The sequence below is a fragment of the Paracoccus endophyticus genome, assembly GCF_003286075.1.
Lineage (GTDB): Bacteria > Pseudomonadota > Alphaproteobacteria > Rhodobacterales > Rhodobacteraceae > Paracoccus > Paracoccus endophyticus.
Genome location: NZ_QLUV01000012.1, coordinates 1 through 14,305 on the forward strand (window position 1 = coordinate 1; position 14,305 = coordinate 14,305).

At 70.6% G+C, this 14,305-nt stretch carries 14 protein-coding genes and 1 tRNA gene; 11 read left to right on the plus strand and 4 right to left on the minus strand.

Translation table 11 applies throughout. The features are described from left to right. Positions 1-247 precede the first annotated feature (247 nt). The 5 genes from DPQ23_RS12455 (at position 248) to DPQ23_RS12475 (ending at position 4,728) form a co-directional block, all read left to right on the plus strand. Positions 248-802, plus strand: coding sequence for a thioredoxin family protein (locus DPQ23_RS12455; protein WP_112875125.1), 555 nt, complete (start codon positions 248-250; stop codon positions 800-802). Then, positions 799-1,464, plus strand: coding sequence for a phosphoglycolate phosphatase (gph, locus tag DPQ23_RS12460; RefSeq protein WP_170310793.1), 666 nt, complete (start codon positions 799-801; stop codon positions 1,462-1,464). The genes DPQ23_RS12455 and gph overlap by 4 nt, the downstream gene beginning before the upstream one ends. After that, positions 1,461-2,075 (plus strand): HAD family hydrolase, encoded by a 615-nt coding sequence (locus DPQ23_RS12465; protein WP_112875127.1) that lies wholly within the window; start codon positions 1,461-1,463, stop codon positions 2,073-2,075. The genes gph and DPQ23_RS12465 overlap by 4 nt, the downstream gene beginning before the upstream one ends. 452 nt (positions 2,076-2,527) lie before the next feature. Beyond that, on the plus strand, positions 2,528-2,947 hold the full coding sequence (locus tag DPQ23_RS12470; protein WP_112875128.1) for a protein tyrosine phosphatase family protein: 420 nt from the start codon (positions 2,528-2,530) through the stop codon (positions 2,945-2,947). A 5-nt stretch (positions 2,948-2,952) separates the two neighbouring features. Next, positions 2,953-4,728, plus strand: coding sequence for a SulP family inorganic anion transporter (locus tag DPQ23_RS12475; RefSeq protein ID WP_112875129.1), 1,776 nt, complete (start codon positions 2,953-2,955; stop codon positions 4,726-4,728). Positions 4,729-4,789: 61 nt separating this feature from the next. Here the strand turns inward: DPQ23_RS12475 and DPQ23_RS12480 are convergent, their stop codons facing one another. Then, positions 4,790-5,695 (minus strand): hypothetical protein, encoded by a 906-nt coding sequence (locus DPQ23_RS12480; protein ID WP_112875130.1) that lies wholly within the window; start codon positions 5,693-5,695, stop codon positions 4,790-4,792. Between the two features lie 133 nt (positions 5,696-5,828). Here DPQ23_RS12480 and DPQ23_RS12485 point away from each other — a divergent pair, with 133 nt between their 5' ends. From DPQ23_RS12485 to preA, 5 genes are all read left to right on the plus strand, one after another. Then, the gene (locus tag DPQ23_RS12485) at positions 5,829-6,278 is read left to right on the plus strand and encodes a PepSY domain-containing protein (protein WP_162630737.1); all 450 of its coding nucleotides are present in this window, start codon (positions 5,829-5,831) and stop codon (positions 6,276-6,278) included. Further along, entirely contained in the window at positions 6,279-6,941 is a 663-nt protein-coding gene (locus DPQ23_RS12490) for a response regulator transcription factor (RefSeq protein WP_112875132.1), read from the plus strand. Continuing rightward, positions 6,938-8,272, plus strand: coding sequence for a sensor histidine kinase (locus DPQ23_RS12495; RefSeq protein ID WP_112875133.1), 1,335 nt, complete (start codon positions 6,938-6,940; stop codon positions 8,270-8,272). Before DPQ23_RS12490 ends, DPQ23_RS12495 begins: the two co-directional genes overlap by 4 nt. Positions 8,273-8,341: 69 nt before the next feature. Beyond that, positions 8,342-9,700 (plus strand): NAD(P)-dependent oxidoreductase, encoded by a 1,359-nt coding sequence (locus tag DPQ23_RS12500; protein WP_420818587.1) that lies wholly within the window; start codon positions 8,342-8,344, stop codon positions 9,698-9,700. Continuing rightward, positions 9,700-10,998: an NAD-dependent dihydropyrimidine dehydrogenase subunit PreA gene (gene preA, locus DPQ23_RS12505; protein ID WP_112875135.1), complete on the plus strand. Its 1,299-nt coding sequence runs from the start codon at positions 9,700-9,702 to the stop codon at positions 10,996-10,998. Before DPQ23_RS12500 ends, preA begins: the two co-directional genes overlap by 1 nt. 62 nt (positions 10,999-11,060) lie before the next feature. Here the strand turns inward: preA and DPQ23_RS12510 are convergent. Both DPQ23_RS12510 and lipA read right to left on the minus strand, forming a co-directional pair. Further along, a tRNA-Leu gene (locus tag DPQ23_RS12510) sits at positions 11,061-11,146 on the minus strand. 53 nt (positions 11,147-11,199) lie between these two features. Further along, the gene (lipA, locus tag DPQ23_RS12515; RefSeq protein ID WP_112875182.1) at positions 11,200-12,147 is read right to left on the minus strand and encodes a lipoyl synthase; all 948 of its coding nucleotides are present in this window, start codon (positions 12,145-12,147) and stop codon (positions 11,200-11,202) included. 130 nt (positions 12,148-12,277) lie between these two features. Between lipA and DPQ23_RS12520 the strand changes: the two genes are divergently transcribed. Further along, positions 12,278-12,823, plus strand: a complete 546-nt coding sequence (locus DPQ23_RS12520) for a peroxiredoxin (RefSeq protein WP_112875136.1) — start codon at positions 12,278-12,280, stop codon at positions 12,821-12,823. Positions 12,824-12,909: 86 nt separating this feature from the next. Here the strand turns inward: DPQ23_RS12520 and DPQ23_RS12525 are convergent, their stop codons facing one another. Then, on the minus strand, positions 12,910-14,241 hold the full coding sequence (locus tag DPQ23_RS12525; protein ID WP_420818588.1) for a DUF6456 domain-containing protein: 1,332 nt from the start codon (positions 14,239-14,241) through the stop codon (positions 12,910-12,912). Between the last annotated feature and the right edge of the window lie 64 nt (positions 14,242-14,305).

Consider the following 14,305-nt stretch of genomic DNA (forward strand, 5'->3'; position numbering starts at 1 on the left):
TCCCATCCCGCAGCCCTCACGCTGAACCCCGAAGGTCAGGGTGAGGGCGACAGTTCTACTTTGCCAGACAGCGACAATTCTACTTTGCGTCTACACCCACAGTTTGAGATAATCGGTATTATGTAATTATCGACTGTCTGGTTGCCGATCTGCCTTGCTGCGCACCCTTGAAAAGGCCGCTGCGACCTTCGGCCTATTGCCATCGTCGACGCAGGTTGGCGATAGCTGATCAAAGGAAAGGTTCGCCATGGCCGTGTCACCCCCGATCTGCGACTTCGGTGCGCCGGCACCGGATTTCCGTCTGCCCGATACCACCGGCCGCATGGTGTCCTATGCCGATGTCGCGGGGCCGCGTGGCACGCTGGTGATGTTCATCTGCAATCATTGCCCTTACGTGCAGGCGGTGATCGGCCGCATCGTGCGCGACGCGCGGGATCTGGCGGCGCTGGGGATCGGGGTGGTTGCGATCTCCTCCAACGACGTGTCCGCATACCCCCAGGACGGCCCCGAGGCGATGCGGGCCGAGGCTGCGCGGCACGGCTTTCCGTTCCCCTACCTGTATGACGAGCGCCAGGACGTGACCCGCGCCTATGGGGCCGTCTGCACCCCCGATTTCTTCGGCTATGACGCCTCGGGCGGGCTGCAATATCGCGGCCGGCTTGATGCGTCCGGGCGCAATCCCGCCCCGCCTGATGCCCGGCGCGACCTGTACGAGGCGATGCGCCAGATTGCCGAAACCGGACAGGGGCCGCGCGATCAGGTGCCATCGATGGGATGCTCGATCAAATGGATCGCCGCATGACTCCGGTGGTCTTCGACCTTGACGGCACGCTGATCGACAGCGCGCCGGACATCCATGCCGCGGTCAACGCGACCTTGCGGTCGGTGGACGCGCCCACGCTCAGCCTTGATCGGGTGCGGATGTTCATCGGCGGCGGCGTGGACGTGCTGTGGCGCAAGATCGTGGCCGACCTGAACATCGACCCGGTGGCGCGGGCCGACCTCGTCGCGGCGTTCATGACGCGGTATCACACGGCGACCGGACTGACGGCGCTTTATCCCGGCGTGGCCGAGGCGCTGGGCGCGCTTGCCGACGCCGGGCACCCGCTGGGGCTGTGCACGAACAAGCCCATGATCCCGACACGCGCCAATCTTGCGCACTTCGGGCTGGGCTCTGTCTTTTCGGTGATCGTCGCCGGCGACTCGCTGCCACAGCGCAAGCCCGCGCCCGAGCCGCTGTGGGCCGCGGTGGCGGCGCTGGCCGGTGGCGACCGGACCCAGGCGCTTTATGTCGGCGACAGCGAATTCGATGCGGCCTGCGCCGCGTCGGCCGGGGTGCCGCTGCTGCTGTTCACCCGCGGCTATCGCCAGCGCCCGGTGGCCGAGCTGCCGCATGCGGCAGCCTTCGATGCCTTCGACAGGCTGCCGGCGCTCGTTTCAAGCCTTGCCGCCCTGCCGCCATGAAGGCGCTGATCTGGGATGCCGAGGCGCTGGCCGACATGGTCGAGACACGGCGCGCCGGGTTCAACGAAAGCTTCCGTGCCTTTGCCATCGACCTGAACTGGGACGCCGCCCTGTGGCGGCAGCTTGTGCTGCACGGAACGGGTGCCGCGCCATTGCGGGCCTATCTGGCGCGGCACGGTGGCCCCACGCTGGACGAGGCGACCGTGGCCGCCCTTGGCGCCGACGCCTCGGCCCGCAGCGCGGCGCTGATTGCCGCAGGGGCCGCGGCCCTGCACCCGGCGGCGGCCGTGCTGCTTGACGATGCCAGGCGGCATCGTCTGCGCCAGGCCGTTGTCGGACCCGCGACGGCCGCCGAACTGGACGCGCTGCTGTCCTCGGGCAGTCGGGCGCCCACGCCTTTTCAGATCGTCGTGCCGGCCCCTCGCATCGACGCCGGGCTGATCCACCGCGCCCGGTCGCAGCTGGGCATGGACTGCGCGGACTGCATCCTGATCGCCGGAACAACAAGTGCGGCCGAGGCGGCGCGGGACGCGGGGATAGACGCCCGGCTGCTGTCCGGTCCGCCCCGTGGCGCGTCGGCGGTGGCACGCTTCGGCGCAGCGTGGCCGTGAATACATTCAGTTATTGCAATGTGAAACGAGCCGTGCCACAACAGACCCGACACAAAGGTCGGAATGGTCATGGGTGTTCTGTCACGACAAGGCGTCACTCTGGCCCATCCCGCCCGACGCGGGGTCCGTCCCGCTGCCGGCCGGTCCTTGCGGACGATGGCCGCGCGCCCGCATGGCGATCGCGGCGGCCGGGTGCCTTGCCGGGCGGCGGTTGCAGCCCTGGATGCGAGCCGGCGAGACGCCTTGCGCAGCCCCGGCGCGGCGGGCTGTGACACGGCAGATGAACCGGCCGCAGACCGGCCGGGCCGGGTCCGGGACGACGACACGGGTCCTCTGACGGCATGGCGGGACCTGACGCGGGTGCCGCAGTCCGGGCACGCGGGCGGCTTTGGGGTTGACGCATCCCCTGCCCCGGCTCAACCACACCATCACCCCTCATCCCGGAGCTTGCGATGGACCTGCGTCAACTGACCCCCGATCTTGCCGTCTCACCCCAGATCGACACTGCCGATGTCGCCGCGCTGGCGGATGCCGGGTTTCGGGTGCTGATCGACAACCGCCCCGACGCCGAGATCGGCCCCGAACTGTCCAGCGCCCGGATGGCAAGGCTGGCCGAGGCGGCGGGAATGGCCTTTCACTATCTGCCGTTTCAGCCTGGCAGCGTCACGCCCGACCTGATCGCAGGCTTTGACGCGGCGCTGGCGGGGGCGGATGGGCCGGTGATCGCCTATTGCCGGTCGGGCACCCGCAGCGCCACCCTGTGGGCGCTGACCCAGGCAGGGCGGCAGCCCGCCGATGCGATCCTGTCGACCGCCGCGGGCGCCGGATACGACCTGGCGCATGTGGCGCCGTTGCTGCACGGCCGGGGCTGAAGGCCATGACGCCCCGTCGCCCGGCATGGCATCGACGGCTGCCGCTGTTCGACTGGGCTTCAGGCTATGACACGGGGATGCTGTCGGCGGACGCGATGGCGGCGGTCATCGTCACGCTGATGCTGATCCCGCAATCGCTGGCCTATGCGCTGCTGGCCGGCCTGCCGGCACAGGTGGGGCTCTATGCCTCGATCGCGCCGCTGCTGGTCTATGCGGCCCTGGGCACCTCGCGCACGCTGGCGGTGGGGCCGGTCGCGGTCATCTCGCTGATGACGGCGGCGGCGGTCGGCAAGGTCGCGCCACCGGGCACCCCCGAATACCTGGGCGCGGCTGCGGCGCTGGCGACCCTGTCGGGGCTGATGCTGGCCGCCATGGGCGCCCTGCGCCTGGGGTTTCTGGCCTCGTTCCTCTCCCATCCGGTCATCGGAGGTTTCATCACCGCCTCGGGCATCCTTATCGCCGCGTCGCAGTTGCGCCACATCCTGGGCGTGCCTGGCGGGGGCGAGACGCTGCCCCAGGTCATGGACGCGCTGGCCGCCCACATCCATGGGGTGCGGCTGGACGCCCTGCTGATCGGGGCGGGCGCGCTGGCGTTCCTGGTCTGGGCCCGCCGGAACCTGGGCCCGCTGCTCGCCCGGCGTGGCTGGCAGGCGAGCCGGGCGGCCATTGCGGTCCGCGCCGCCCCGGTGCTTGCGGTCGTCGGGACCACGCTGATCGCCTGGTCGCTTGGCCTTGCGGACCGGGGGCTCGCCGTGGTCGGCGCCATTCCGCGGGGCCTGCCCGTCCCCTCGCTGCCCCCGCTCGACCCTGCGCTGTGGGCCAGCCTGGCGCTGCCGGCGCTCATCATCTCGGTTGTGGGCTACGTCGAGACGATCTCGGTCGCGCAGACGCTGGCCGCGCGCCGGCGCGAGCGGATCGACCCCGACCAGGAATTGCTGGCCCTTGGCGGGTCCAACATCGCGGCCGCCCTCGCTGGCGGCTTTCCGGTCACGGGCGGATTTGCCCGTTCGGTCGTCAACTTCGATGCCGGCGCCCGCACCCCCGCGGCGGGCGCGATGACGGCCGTGCTGATGGCGGTGGGCACGCTGACGCTGACCGGCGCGCTGTACCACCTGCCGCAGGCGACGCTGGCAGCGACGATCATCGTCGCGGTGCTGTCGCTGGTGGACCTGGGCGCCCTGGCGCGGGTCTGGCGCTATTCCCGCGGGGACGCATCGGCCATGGCGCTGACCATCGTCGCCACGTTGCTGCAGGGGGTCGAGACCGGCATCGCCGCCGGTGTCGTCCTGTCGCTGGCCATCCATCTCTATCGCAGCTCTCGTCCGCATGTCGCCGTCGTGGGCCAGGTGCCGGGGACCGAGCATTTCCGCAACGTCGCCCGCCACGAGGTCGTGACGGCCCCCGAGGTGCTGTCGATCCGCATCGACGAAAGCCTGTATTTCCCGAACGCCCGCGTGCTCGAGGATGCGGTCTACGACCGGGTCGCCGCCGATCGCGCGGTCCGCCATGTCGTGCTGATGTGCCCCGCCGTCAACGCGATCGACTCCAGCGCGCTCGAGGCGCTGGAGGGCATCAACAGCCAGCTGCGCGACGCCGGCGTCACCCTGCACCTGTCCGAGGTCAAGGGTCCCGTCATGGACCGCCTGCGCCGCAGCGCCTTCCTGCATGATCTGACGGGGCAGGTGTTCCTGACCCAGGCCGATGCCATGGCCGCGCTGGCCCCTGATCTGACCGCCCGGACGCTGCGGATGCCGCGACGCGAGACCACCCGCCGGACCTGATCGTCAGGCAAAGGGCCGCGGTTTGCGCCGCGGCCCCTGCGTTCGTGATCCGGGCCGGCGGTCAGCGCGCCTCTTCTCGCACGATGATGCCGCGGGGGTTCACCGTGACGGTGACCGGCTCGCCTTCCGGGTTCGTGGCCTCGACCGTGGTGCGCGGCCCGTCCTTGGCGATGGCGCCAGGTTGCGTATAGCCTGCGTCGGCCAGGGCCGAGCGCACCGCATCGTCGGTCAGCGGCTGGGGGGGCTGGCCCATTCCGGGCTGGCCCATCGCGGGCCGGTCCCTGCCCTCGCCCCGCCGCCAATCGCTTCGGTCGTCGTCGCCGGGCCGGCCCCGCTCCCTGCCGTGGTCCTCGCGGCGATCCTTGCCGTGGCCGTGGCCGTGACCCGGACCGCGGTCGTCATCGTCACCGCGCATCAGGGGCCGCGCGCGGTCGTCGTCCCCGCGCCCGAACCGCTGCAATGTCCCGTCGGCCGAGAAGGCAGCCCGGACGGGCTGGCCGGTGCTGTCGCTGCCGAACACCATCACGCCCTGCTCGCCCCGCGCGACGCCGGCGATCTGCGCGACCTCGGCAAAGACCGGGGCGTTGCGGATCGCCTGCGGAACCAGCTGGGCGATCACATCGGCCGGCAGCGCCGCGCCGTCGCCGGTCGCGCGCAGCATCCGCAGCACACCCTGGTCGTCCAGCGCGCCCTGGAACGCCGCGCCGCCCGGCAAGGTGCCGCGCACGCGCTGGCCACCGCGCTTGCCCGCGCTGACGGTCGCATCGGTGATGCCCAGGTCGGTCAGGGCCTGCGGCAGCGCCGCCGCGGGTGCGGGGCTGGCAGCGAGGGTTTCGGGCGCGGTCACGACCGGCGCTGTTGGCTGTGCCGCGGGCGCGCCGGGTGCCGCGGTCTGGGCGGCAAGCGGGGCGGCCATCAGGGACGCCGTCACGGCGATGGCGGCCGAAGTGCGAAGCATGCGAAGCATGGATCAGTCCTTTCCGTCGAATGCAGTCCGGGGTCGCGGCCCCGGATCGAATCACGGTGTAGCGTGCCCGGCACCAACCAAAGGCCAACGGGCCGTTTGGTGTTCGTTTCGGTTCCGTGGTCTAGTGCGGGCCATGCGCCGCCGCCTGATCCTGTTGCTTGCCGTCCCGACGCTGCTGGCCGCCCTGCTGGTGCTGGCGGGCGCCCTGCTCCTGCACCGTCCCGGCGGCCACGGCCGCGCGCCGGGGGACAGGGCGGTGTCCCATGCCCTGCCCCGCGCCGCCGATGCCCCTAGGGGCCCGGCTGTGACCGAGCTGCCGGACCAGCCCATGTTTGCCGTCCTGCCCGCCCATCAGGCCGTGGCGGCGATCGCGCGCCGCTTTGACGGGCGGCTGATCGGGCTGTCGCTGGTTCCCCCTTCGCCGCGCGAGGCGGCGCGCGGGGTCCAGCTGGTTTATGCGGCCCGGCTGCTCAGCCAGCATCGCGATGTCGTGGAAATCAGGCTGGACGCCCGTGACGGGCGGCTGCTGTCGGCGCGCGGCAACAACCTGGGGGCGGCCCGCCGACATGGAAAGGACGACTGAATGCGCTGCCTGATCGTCGAGGACGACCCCACGCTGGCAACCCAGTTGGCTGACGCGATGACAGCGGGCGGATTTGTTCCCGACGTCGCCCACACGGGCGATCGGGGCGAATGCCTCGGCACCACAGAACGCTATGACGTGGCGATCCTGGACCTCGGCCTGCCCGGCCTTCCGGGGATCGAGGTGCTGACCCGCTGGCGCGCGCAGGGACTGGCCATGCCCGTCCTGATCCTGACTGCGCGCGGCGACTGGACCGACAAGGTCGCGGGGTTTCGCGCCGGGGCGGACGATTACGCCGTCAAGCCCTTTCGCCTGGACGAGGTGGTGCTGCGCGCGCAGACGCTGGTGCGGCGTGCCGCGGGCCACGCGCGCGCGGTGCTGACGGCAGGGCCGCTCAGCTACGACACGCAACTGGGCGTCATCACCAGGGAGGGCGTGACCCTGCGCCTGACCGCGTTCGAGACGCGCATCCTGGGCTATCTGATGCACCATCCCGACCGCATCGTCAGCCGCACCGAGCTGAGCGAGCATCTCTATGACGCGGACAGCGACCGCGACTTCAAGTCCATCGAGGTCGTGATCGGCCGCCTGCGCCGCAAGATCGGCGACGGGCTGATCGAGACCCGGCGCGGCGAGGGCTATGTCCTGCGGAGCGGACCGTGAGGATTGCGGCGGATTCGATCCGCAGCCGCCTGCTGGCGCTGGCCGCGGTCTGGCTGACACTGGCGCTGCTGGCGGCCTGGCTTGTCATCGGCGGGCTTCTGGAACGTTTCGTCACGGACCGCTTCGACGCGGACCTGTCGGTGATGGCGGACACGGTGATCGCGGCGTCCGCGCTGGATGCCTCTGGCGCGGTGGGCGTGCCCGCGCCGCCGGCCGACCCGCGCTTTCAGCTGCCGCTGTCGGACTGGTTCTGGCAGCTTGAGGGGGGCGGCGCGGTGCTGGCGCGCTCGGCGTCGCTGCTGGACCTGCGGCTGACGACCACCCCCGACACGTCGGTTGCGGGCGGCGCAGGCACCGGCCCCGAGGGGCGCGCCCTGCGCGTCCTGCGCCGGTCCTTCACCCTGCCCGGCGTGGACGCACCGCTGGCCGTCACCGTCACCGCGCCGCAGGCCGACATCGACGCGGCCCTGGCGCAGGTGCGCAGGCCGCTGGCCCTGTCCCTGATGGTGCTGGGCGCGGGGCTGGCGCTGGCGTCGGTCGCGCAGGTGACGGCGGGGTTGCGGGCGCTGGACGCGATGGGGGCCGACATTCGCCGCATCCGCGCCGGCCGGGCGGAATCGGTGCCCCTGCCAAGGGTGGCCGAGCTGCGCCCGATCGCGGCCGAACTGAACGCGCTGCTGGACCAGAACCGCACCGTGATCGGCCGCGCGCGCGAACATCTGGGCAATCTTGCCCATTCGCTGAAGACGCCGATGGCGGCGTTGGCCAACGCGCTGCCGCCGGACCATCCCGGACAGGCGCTGATCGCGCGGATGGACCGCCAGATCGGCTGGCACCTGCGCCGCGCCCGCAGCGCAGGCGCGCCGCGCCTGCTGGGCCACAGCACCGTGGTCTTCCCCGTGATCGACGACATCCTGCTGGTGCTGCGTCGGCCGGCGACCGAGCGGGGCCTGACCATCGACATCACCTGCCCGCCTGACGCGCGCTTTGCCGGTGAACGCCAGGATCTCGAGGAGATGGTCGGCAACCTGCTGGAAAACGCCGTGAGACATGCGGCGCACCGGATCGCCGTCACGGTCGGCGCGGGCAATCCGCTGACCCTGTCCATCGCCGACGACGGGCCTGGGCTGAAGGACAACGATCATGCCCGCGCCCTGTCGCGCGGCGTTCGGCTGGACGAACGCGGCCCGCAGGGGGCGGGTCTGGGCCTGTCCATTGTGTCCGACCTGGCCGCGCTGCATGGGGGCCGGTTGACGCTGCGGCGGTCTGCGCTGCGGGGCTTGGACGCCGCCCTGACCCTGCCGGGCCACGACCCTTCTTTTACCGTTTGATAAAAAAAACGACCTGTGCCAGCCTGATCGCAAGAGCCAGCAACCGGCCAGCTTACAGGGAGGTCCACCGTGACCACGACACCCATGACGCCCGGCGTGGTGCCGGGGCGTCTGCCGCCTGATGCCTTTGCCGCGAACTTCAGCGACGTGGCCCCCCCGCTTGACGAACACGAGGCGCGGGTCGCCGCCGACCGCTGTTATTTCTGCCACGACGCGCCCTGCATCACCGCCTGCCCCACCGGCATCGACATTCCGCTGTTCATCCGCCAGATCGCCACCGGCACCGCCGACGCCGCGGCCATGACGATCCTGCACGACAACATCTTCGGCGGCATGTGCGGCCGCGTCTGCCCGACCGAGACCCTGTGCGAGGGCGCCTGCGTGCGGATGGAGGCCGAGGGCCGCCCGGTCGAGATCGGCGCGCTGCAACGCTATGCCACCGACGGACTCGTGCTGTCGGGCGCCCATCCGTTTCGCCGCGGTGCGCCGACCGGCAAGCGGGTGGCGGTCGTGGGCGCGGGACCTGCGGGCCTGTCCTGCGCGCACCGGCTGGCGGCCAAGGGCCACGACGTCGTCGTCTTCGATGCGCGCCCCAAGCCCGGCGGGCTGAACGAATACGGCATCGCCAGCTACAAGGCCGTGGACGGCTTTGCCGCGGCCGAGGTCGAGTGGCTGCTGGGCATCGGCGGGATCGAGCTGCGGCTTGGCCAGCGCCTGGGCCAGCAGGTCACGCTGGAGGCCCTGCGCGCCGACTATGACGCGGTGTTCCTGGGCATGGGGCTGGCCGGGGTGAACGCCCTGGGCATCGACGCGCCGGGCCAGCGCGACGCGGTCGATTTCATCGCCGAGCTGCGCCAGACCGCGGACCTGTCCACCCTGCCGGTGGGCCGCGACGTGGTGGTGATCGGCGGCGGCATGACGGCCGTGGATGCGGCCGTGCAGGCGCGGCTGCTGGGGGCGCAGACCGTCACCATCGCCTATCGCCGCGGGCAGGACAGGATGGCCGCCTCGCGTCATGAACAGGACCATGCGGTCAAGGCCGGGGTCCGGCTGATGACCAACGCCGCACCCCTGGCGGCCGAGGGCGGCGCGGTTGTGCTGGCCCATACCGCCGACCTGCCAGACGGCCGCCTGCTGAACACGGGCGAGCGGATCGGCCTTCCCGCGGACATGATCCTGACCGCCATCGGCCAGCGGCTTGCGGGCGTGCCCGAGGGGATCGCGCTGGCCGGCGGCAAGATCGCCGTCACCGGGCCCGGCCGGACCTCGATCGCGGGGGTCTGGGCGGGGGGCGACTGCGCGGCGGGCGGCGACGATCTGACCGTGACCGCCGTGGCCGAGGGCCGCGACGCGGCCGAGGACATCCACGCGCATCTGGCGGGCCAGCCGTTGGCCCCCGTCGATGCGCCCGACATGAGGGCTGAGTGATGGCCGACCTTCGCAGCGACTTCATCGGGATTCGCTCGCCCAACCCGTTCTGGCTGGCCTCGGCGCCCCCCACCGACAAGGAATACAACGTCCGCCGCGCCTTTCAGGCCGGCTGGGGCGGCGTGGTGTGGAAGACGCTGGGCCTGGACGGCCCCCCGGTCGTCAACGTGAACGGGCCGCGCTATGGCGTGATCCACGGCGCCGACCGTCGCGTCCTTGGCATCAACAACATCGAACTGATCACCGACCGGCCGCTTCAGGTGAACCTGGACGAGATCAAGTCGGTCAAGCGCGACTATCCCGACCGTGCCCTGGTCATCAGCCTGATGGTGCCCTGCGACGAGGAATCGTGGACATCGATCCTGTCGCGGATCGAGGACACCGGCGCCGACGGAGTCGAGTTGAACTTCGGTTGCCCGCACGGCATGGCCGAGCGCGGCATGGGGTCTGCGGTGGGCCAGGTGCCCGAATACATCGAGATGGTGACGCGCTGGGTCAAGAGCCACTCGCGCATGCCCTGCATCGTCAAGCTGACCCCCAACGTCGCCGACATCCGCAAGCCGGCCGAGGCTGCGCGGCGCGGTGGCGCGGATGCGGTCAGCCTGATCAACACGATCAACTCGATCACCTCGGTCGATCTGGACCTGTTCGCGCCGCAGCCGACCATCGACGGCAAGGGCACGCACGGCGGCTATTGCGGGCCGGCGGTCAAGCCCATTGCGCTGAACATGGTGGCCGAGATCGCGCGCAACCCGGCCACCCGCGGCCTGCCGATCAGCGGCATCGGCGGCGTGACCACCTGGCGCGACGCGGCCGAGTTCATGGCGCTGGGCGCCGGCAACGTGCAGGTCTGCACCGCGGCCATGACCTATGGCTTCAAGGTCGTGCAGGAGATGATCTCGGGCCTGCGCGACTATCTGGACGGCCGCGACATGGCGCTGTCGGACCTGATCGGGCGCGCGGTCCCGAACGTCACGGACTGGCAGTACCTCAACCTCGACTACATGACCAAGGCGGTGATCGACCAGGATCTGTGCATCCATTGCGGCCGCTGCTATGCGGCCTGCGAGGATACGTCGCATCAGGCGATCGCCATGGACCCCGGCCGCATCTTCCGCGTGAAAGAGGAAGACTGCGTCGCCTGCAACCTGTGCGTGGACGTCTGCCCGGTCGAGAATTGCATCACCATGCGCGAACTGGCGCCGGGCGAGGTGGACCCCCGCACCGGCCGCACCGCCGGCGGCTTTCGCGACTGGACGCAGCATCCCAACAACCCGATGGCACAGGCCGCGGAATAAGGCGGCATTGCCCCCATCGGGATTGTTCAGCAAGGAAAAAGCGGTACCGGGCCGCTTTTTTCTGGTACCCGAGGTCGGACTCGAACCGACATATCCTTGCGGATGGCGGATTTTGAATCCGCTGCGTCTACCATTCCGCCACTCGGGCCCCGGCTGGGTGCAGTGCAGCGATAGCGTGGCCGCGCGGGCCGCGCAAGCCGGTCAGATCAGCGCCAGCCTTTGCAGACGCGCCGAACGCAGCGCCGCGAAGTCGTCCCCCGCGTGATAGGATGATCGCGTCAGCGGCGTCGCCGACACCATCAGGAACCCCTTGCCATAGGCGGCCTTTTCGTAACCCGCGAACTCCTCGGGGGTGACAAAGCGGTCCACGCGGTGATGCTTGGGCGTCGGTTGCAGGTACTGGCCAATGGTGATGAAGTCGATGTCGGCCGCCCGCATGTCATCCATCACCTGCAAGACCCCCTGACGATCCTCGCCCAGGCCGACCATGATGCCGGATTTGGTGAACATCGCGGGGTCCAGTTCCTTGACCCGCTGCAGCAGCCGCAGGCTGTGGAAATAGCGCGCCCCGGGCCGGACGGTCGGATACAGGCCGGGAACGGTTTCCAGGTTGTGGTTGAACACGTCCGGTCGCGCCGCCAGCACGGTTTCCAGCGCGCCGGGTCCGGCCTTCAGGAAGTCGGGGGTCAGCACCTCGATGGTGCTGTCGGGGCTGCGGTGGCGGATGGCGCGGATGGTCTGGGCGAAATGCTCGGCCCCCCCATCGTCCAGATCGTCGCGGTCCACGCTGGTGATCACGACGTGCTTGAGCCCCAGCTTTGCGACGGCATGGGCGACGCGGCCCGGCTCGAACACGTCCAGCGCGCGGGGCTTGCCGGTGATGACGTTGCAGAACGAACAGCCGCGCGTGCAGATCTCGCCCATGATCATCATGGTGGCGTGGCCCTGGCTCCAGCATTCGCCGACATTGGGGCAGCCAGCCTCTTCGCAGACGGTGGACAGGCTGTTGTCGCGCAGGATGTCGCGCGTGTCCTTGTAGCCCTGGCTGACCGGGGCCTTGACACGAATCCAGGCGGGCTTTTTCGGCTGGGCCTGGTCGGGGCGGTGGGCCTTTTCGGGGTGACGCAGGATCGGGGGCGTGTCTGCCATGATCTCCTCGGGCGCGATTTGCCCACAGGTAACGGATTGCGCGGGGTTGATCAACGCCGCCGGCTTTGCCACATCAGGTCATGCTGCATTGCGGCAATGCTGATGCGGCAGACACATGAAAGGATGACCGATGAAAGCCGGCGACAAGCTGCCCGACGTGACCTTCCACACCCGTGTCCGCGACGACTCGATCGGCGGACCGAACCCCTATCGGTGGCAGCCGATGACGACCGCCGACTACTTCGCCGGCAAGCGCGTCGTGTTGTTCTCGCTGCCGGGGGCGTTCACGCCCACCTGCTCGACCTATCAGCTGCCCGGCTTTGAAAAGGCGGCGGCCGAGCTGGACAAGCTGGGCATCGACGCCATCTATTGCGTGTCCGTCAACGACAGCTTCGTGATGAACCAGTGGGCCAAGGGCCAGGACCTGGCCCATGTGCAGGTGATCCCCGACGGGTCGGGCGCGTTCACCCAGGCGGTCGGCATGCTGGTTCGCAAGGACAACGTCGGCTTTGGCGCGCGGTCGTGGCGCTATGCCGCCATCGTGGACGACGGCGTCGTCGAGAAGCTGTTCGAGGAGCCGGGCCGGTGCGACGACTGCGCCGACGACCCCTATGGCGAAACCTCGCCCGAGACGGTGCTGGCCTATCTGCGCGAAACCGCAGGCGTTGCTGCCTGACACCCGCCGGGGGCCGCATCGCCCCCCCATGACGACAGGCGCGCGCGCGACAGGGCCGCGTGCGCGCCCGACACGGGGAACGCGGGTCAGCCGATCAGCGGGCGGCCCGACCCATAGGTATCGGCATAGTGCCGGTCCAGCCGCATCAGGGCCAGCCGAAGGACGATCTTTCCCGACCGGGCGGACCAGCCCAGGCGGCGTTCGGTCAGCTCGATCCCTTCCAGAAAGCAGCAGACCCGCAGGACCAGGTCCCCCATGCCCGGCCCCAGTTCGCGCAGGGCGGCGGCCACGCGGCGGCGTGCGCCATCGGACCCGCCCCCGCCCGCATCATGGCGGCTGACGTCGATTCCCGCGGTCATGAAGCGGTCCCAGTTCTGCGCCACCCGTGCGCCCATCTGCGCCAGCTCGAAGTCCTCGCGCAGGCGCTCGCCCGCCGCGACCTGCGCGGCGTCCAGAAAGGGCTGGCCGTTGGCATCGCGGCGGCGCCCCAGCACCTGCAACGGGCTTTCCGCGATGTTGACGCGCATCCGGCGACGCCCCTCGCCGTCGGGGTCGTCCAGCACGCGATCCTCGTAGATGCGGTGGCGCTGGGCGTGCAGGGGGCCCGGGTCGGGTGCGGGGGCAAAGCTGGCTGCGGCCTCGGCCAGACCGGGTGGCGCCGGGGTTTCGACCGGCGGCAGGCCCTGCCCTGCCCTGCTATCCCCCGATCCGGCCTGGTCGCAAGCGGCCGTCACCGGGCTTGCATCCCTGAAATCGGACGCCTGCGGGACGAAGAAGGCCCGGCCCGCGACCATCCCCTTCAGCGCGGCGCGACCGGCCGGGGTGATCGCGTGCCGCGTGATCCTGCCCTGTCCGACCAGTGCGACCCAGCCGCGCAGCGCCATCAGTTCGGCAAGCCGCCGGTCCAGAATGGCGGTGCGGATGTCGGACCGCGTGACGATAGCCTTGTCCAGTCCCGCGGCCACTGCCAGCACGGCGCCGGGTTCGGCCAGACGGCGCAGGATGCGGCGCAGCTGGTCCTGGTCGTGCAGGCTGATGGCACCGGCGGCACCATTCGCCCCGCCGGCATGGTCCACGGCCCGGTCCACCAGGGGATCGTCGCGACGCGCCTCGAACCGGCGGATGCGGCGCAGGATGGTCGAGGCGTGGCACCCGGTTTCCCGCGCCAGTGCCCGGATCGTGGCGCCGCCCTCGACGTGGCGCAGATACAGGCGGGCATCCTCGGGCAGGCCGCTCGGCATCGGCCCCGTGGCGGCCTCTGCCTGTCCGGCGACGCTGCTCGCCAGGGCCGGCCGGGGCGTGGCCGTCAGCTCGACCAGGTCCTGCAGGATTCCTGCAGCGGCGGCGGCAGGGTGCAGCCCTCTGCCGGCCGGCCCGATGGCTGCGGCGTCAGAGAAATCACCCGTCAGTATCGTCATGTCCGATGTGTCCTCGTGATCCTGGGGCCGCCCGTCGCGGCCTTGGGGCTTGGTGGGGAACCCG

What these genes read in the sequence shown, in the direction of transcription:
- DPQ23_RS12455 (WP_112875125.1), top strand. Translation starts at nt 248, where the DNA reads ATGGCCGTGTCACCCCCGATCTGCGACTTCGGTGCGCCGGCACCGGAT.
- gph (WP_170310793.1), top strand. Translation starts at nt 799, where the DNA reads ATGACTCCGGTGGTCTTCGACCTTGACGGCACGCTGATCGACAGCGCG.
- DPQ23_RS12465 (WP_112875127.1), top strand. Translation starts at nt 1,461, where the DNA reads ATGAAGGCGCTGATCTGGGATGCCGAGGCGCTGGCCGACATGGTCGAG.
- DPQ23_RS12470 (WP_112875128.1), top strand. Translation starts at nt 2,528, where the DNA reads ATGGACCTGCGTCAACTGACCCCCGATCTTGCCGTCTCACCCCAGATC.
- DPQ23_RS12475 (WP_112875129.1), top strand. Translation starts at nt 2,953, where the DNA reads ATGACGCCCCGTCGCCCGGCATGGCATCGACGGCTGCCGCTGTTCGAC.
- DPQ23_RS12480 (WP_112875130.1), bottom strand. Translation starts at nt 5,695, where the DNA reads ATGCTTCGCATGCTTCGCACTTCGGCCGCCATCGCCGTGACGGCGTCC.
- DPQ23_RS12485 (WP_162630737.1), top strand. Translation starts at nt 5,829, where the DNA reads ATGCGCCGCCGCCTGATCCTGTTGCTTGCCGTCCCGACGCTGCTGGCC.
- DPQ23_RS12490 (WP_112875132.1), top strand. Translation starts at nt 6,279, where the DNA reads ATGCGCTGCCTGATCGTCGAGGACGACCCCACGCTGGCAACCCAGTTG.
- preA (WP_112875135.1), top strand. Translation starts at nt 9,700, where the DNA reads ATGGCCGACCTTCGCAGCGACTTCATCGGGATTCGCTCGCCCAACCCG.
- lipA (WP_112875182.1), bottom strand. Translation starts at nt 12,147, where the DNA reads ATGGCAGACACGCCCCCGATCCTGCGTCACCCCGAAAAGGCCCACCGC.
- DPQ23_RS12520 (WP_112875136.1), top strand. Translation starts at nt 12,278, where the DNA reads ATGAAAGCCGGCGACAAGCTGCCCGACGTGACCTTCCACACCCGTGTC.
- DPQ23_RS12525 (WP_420818588.1), bottom strand. Translation starts at nt 14,241, where the DNA reads ATGACGATACTGACGGGTGATTTCTCTGACGCCGCAGCCATCGGGCCG.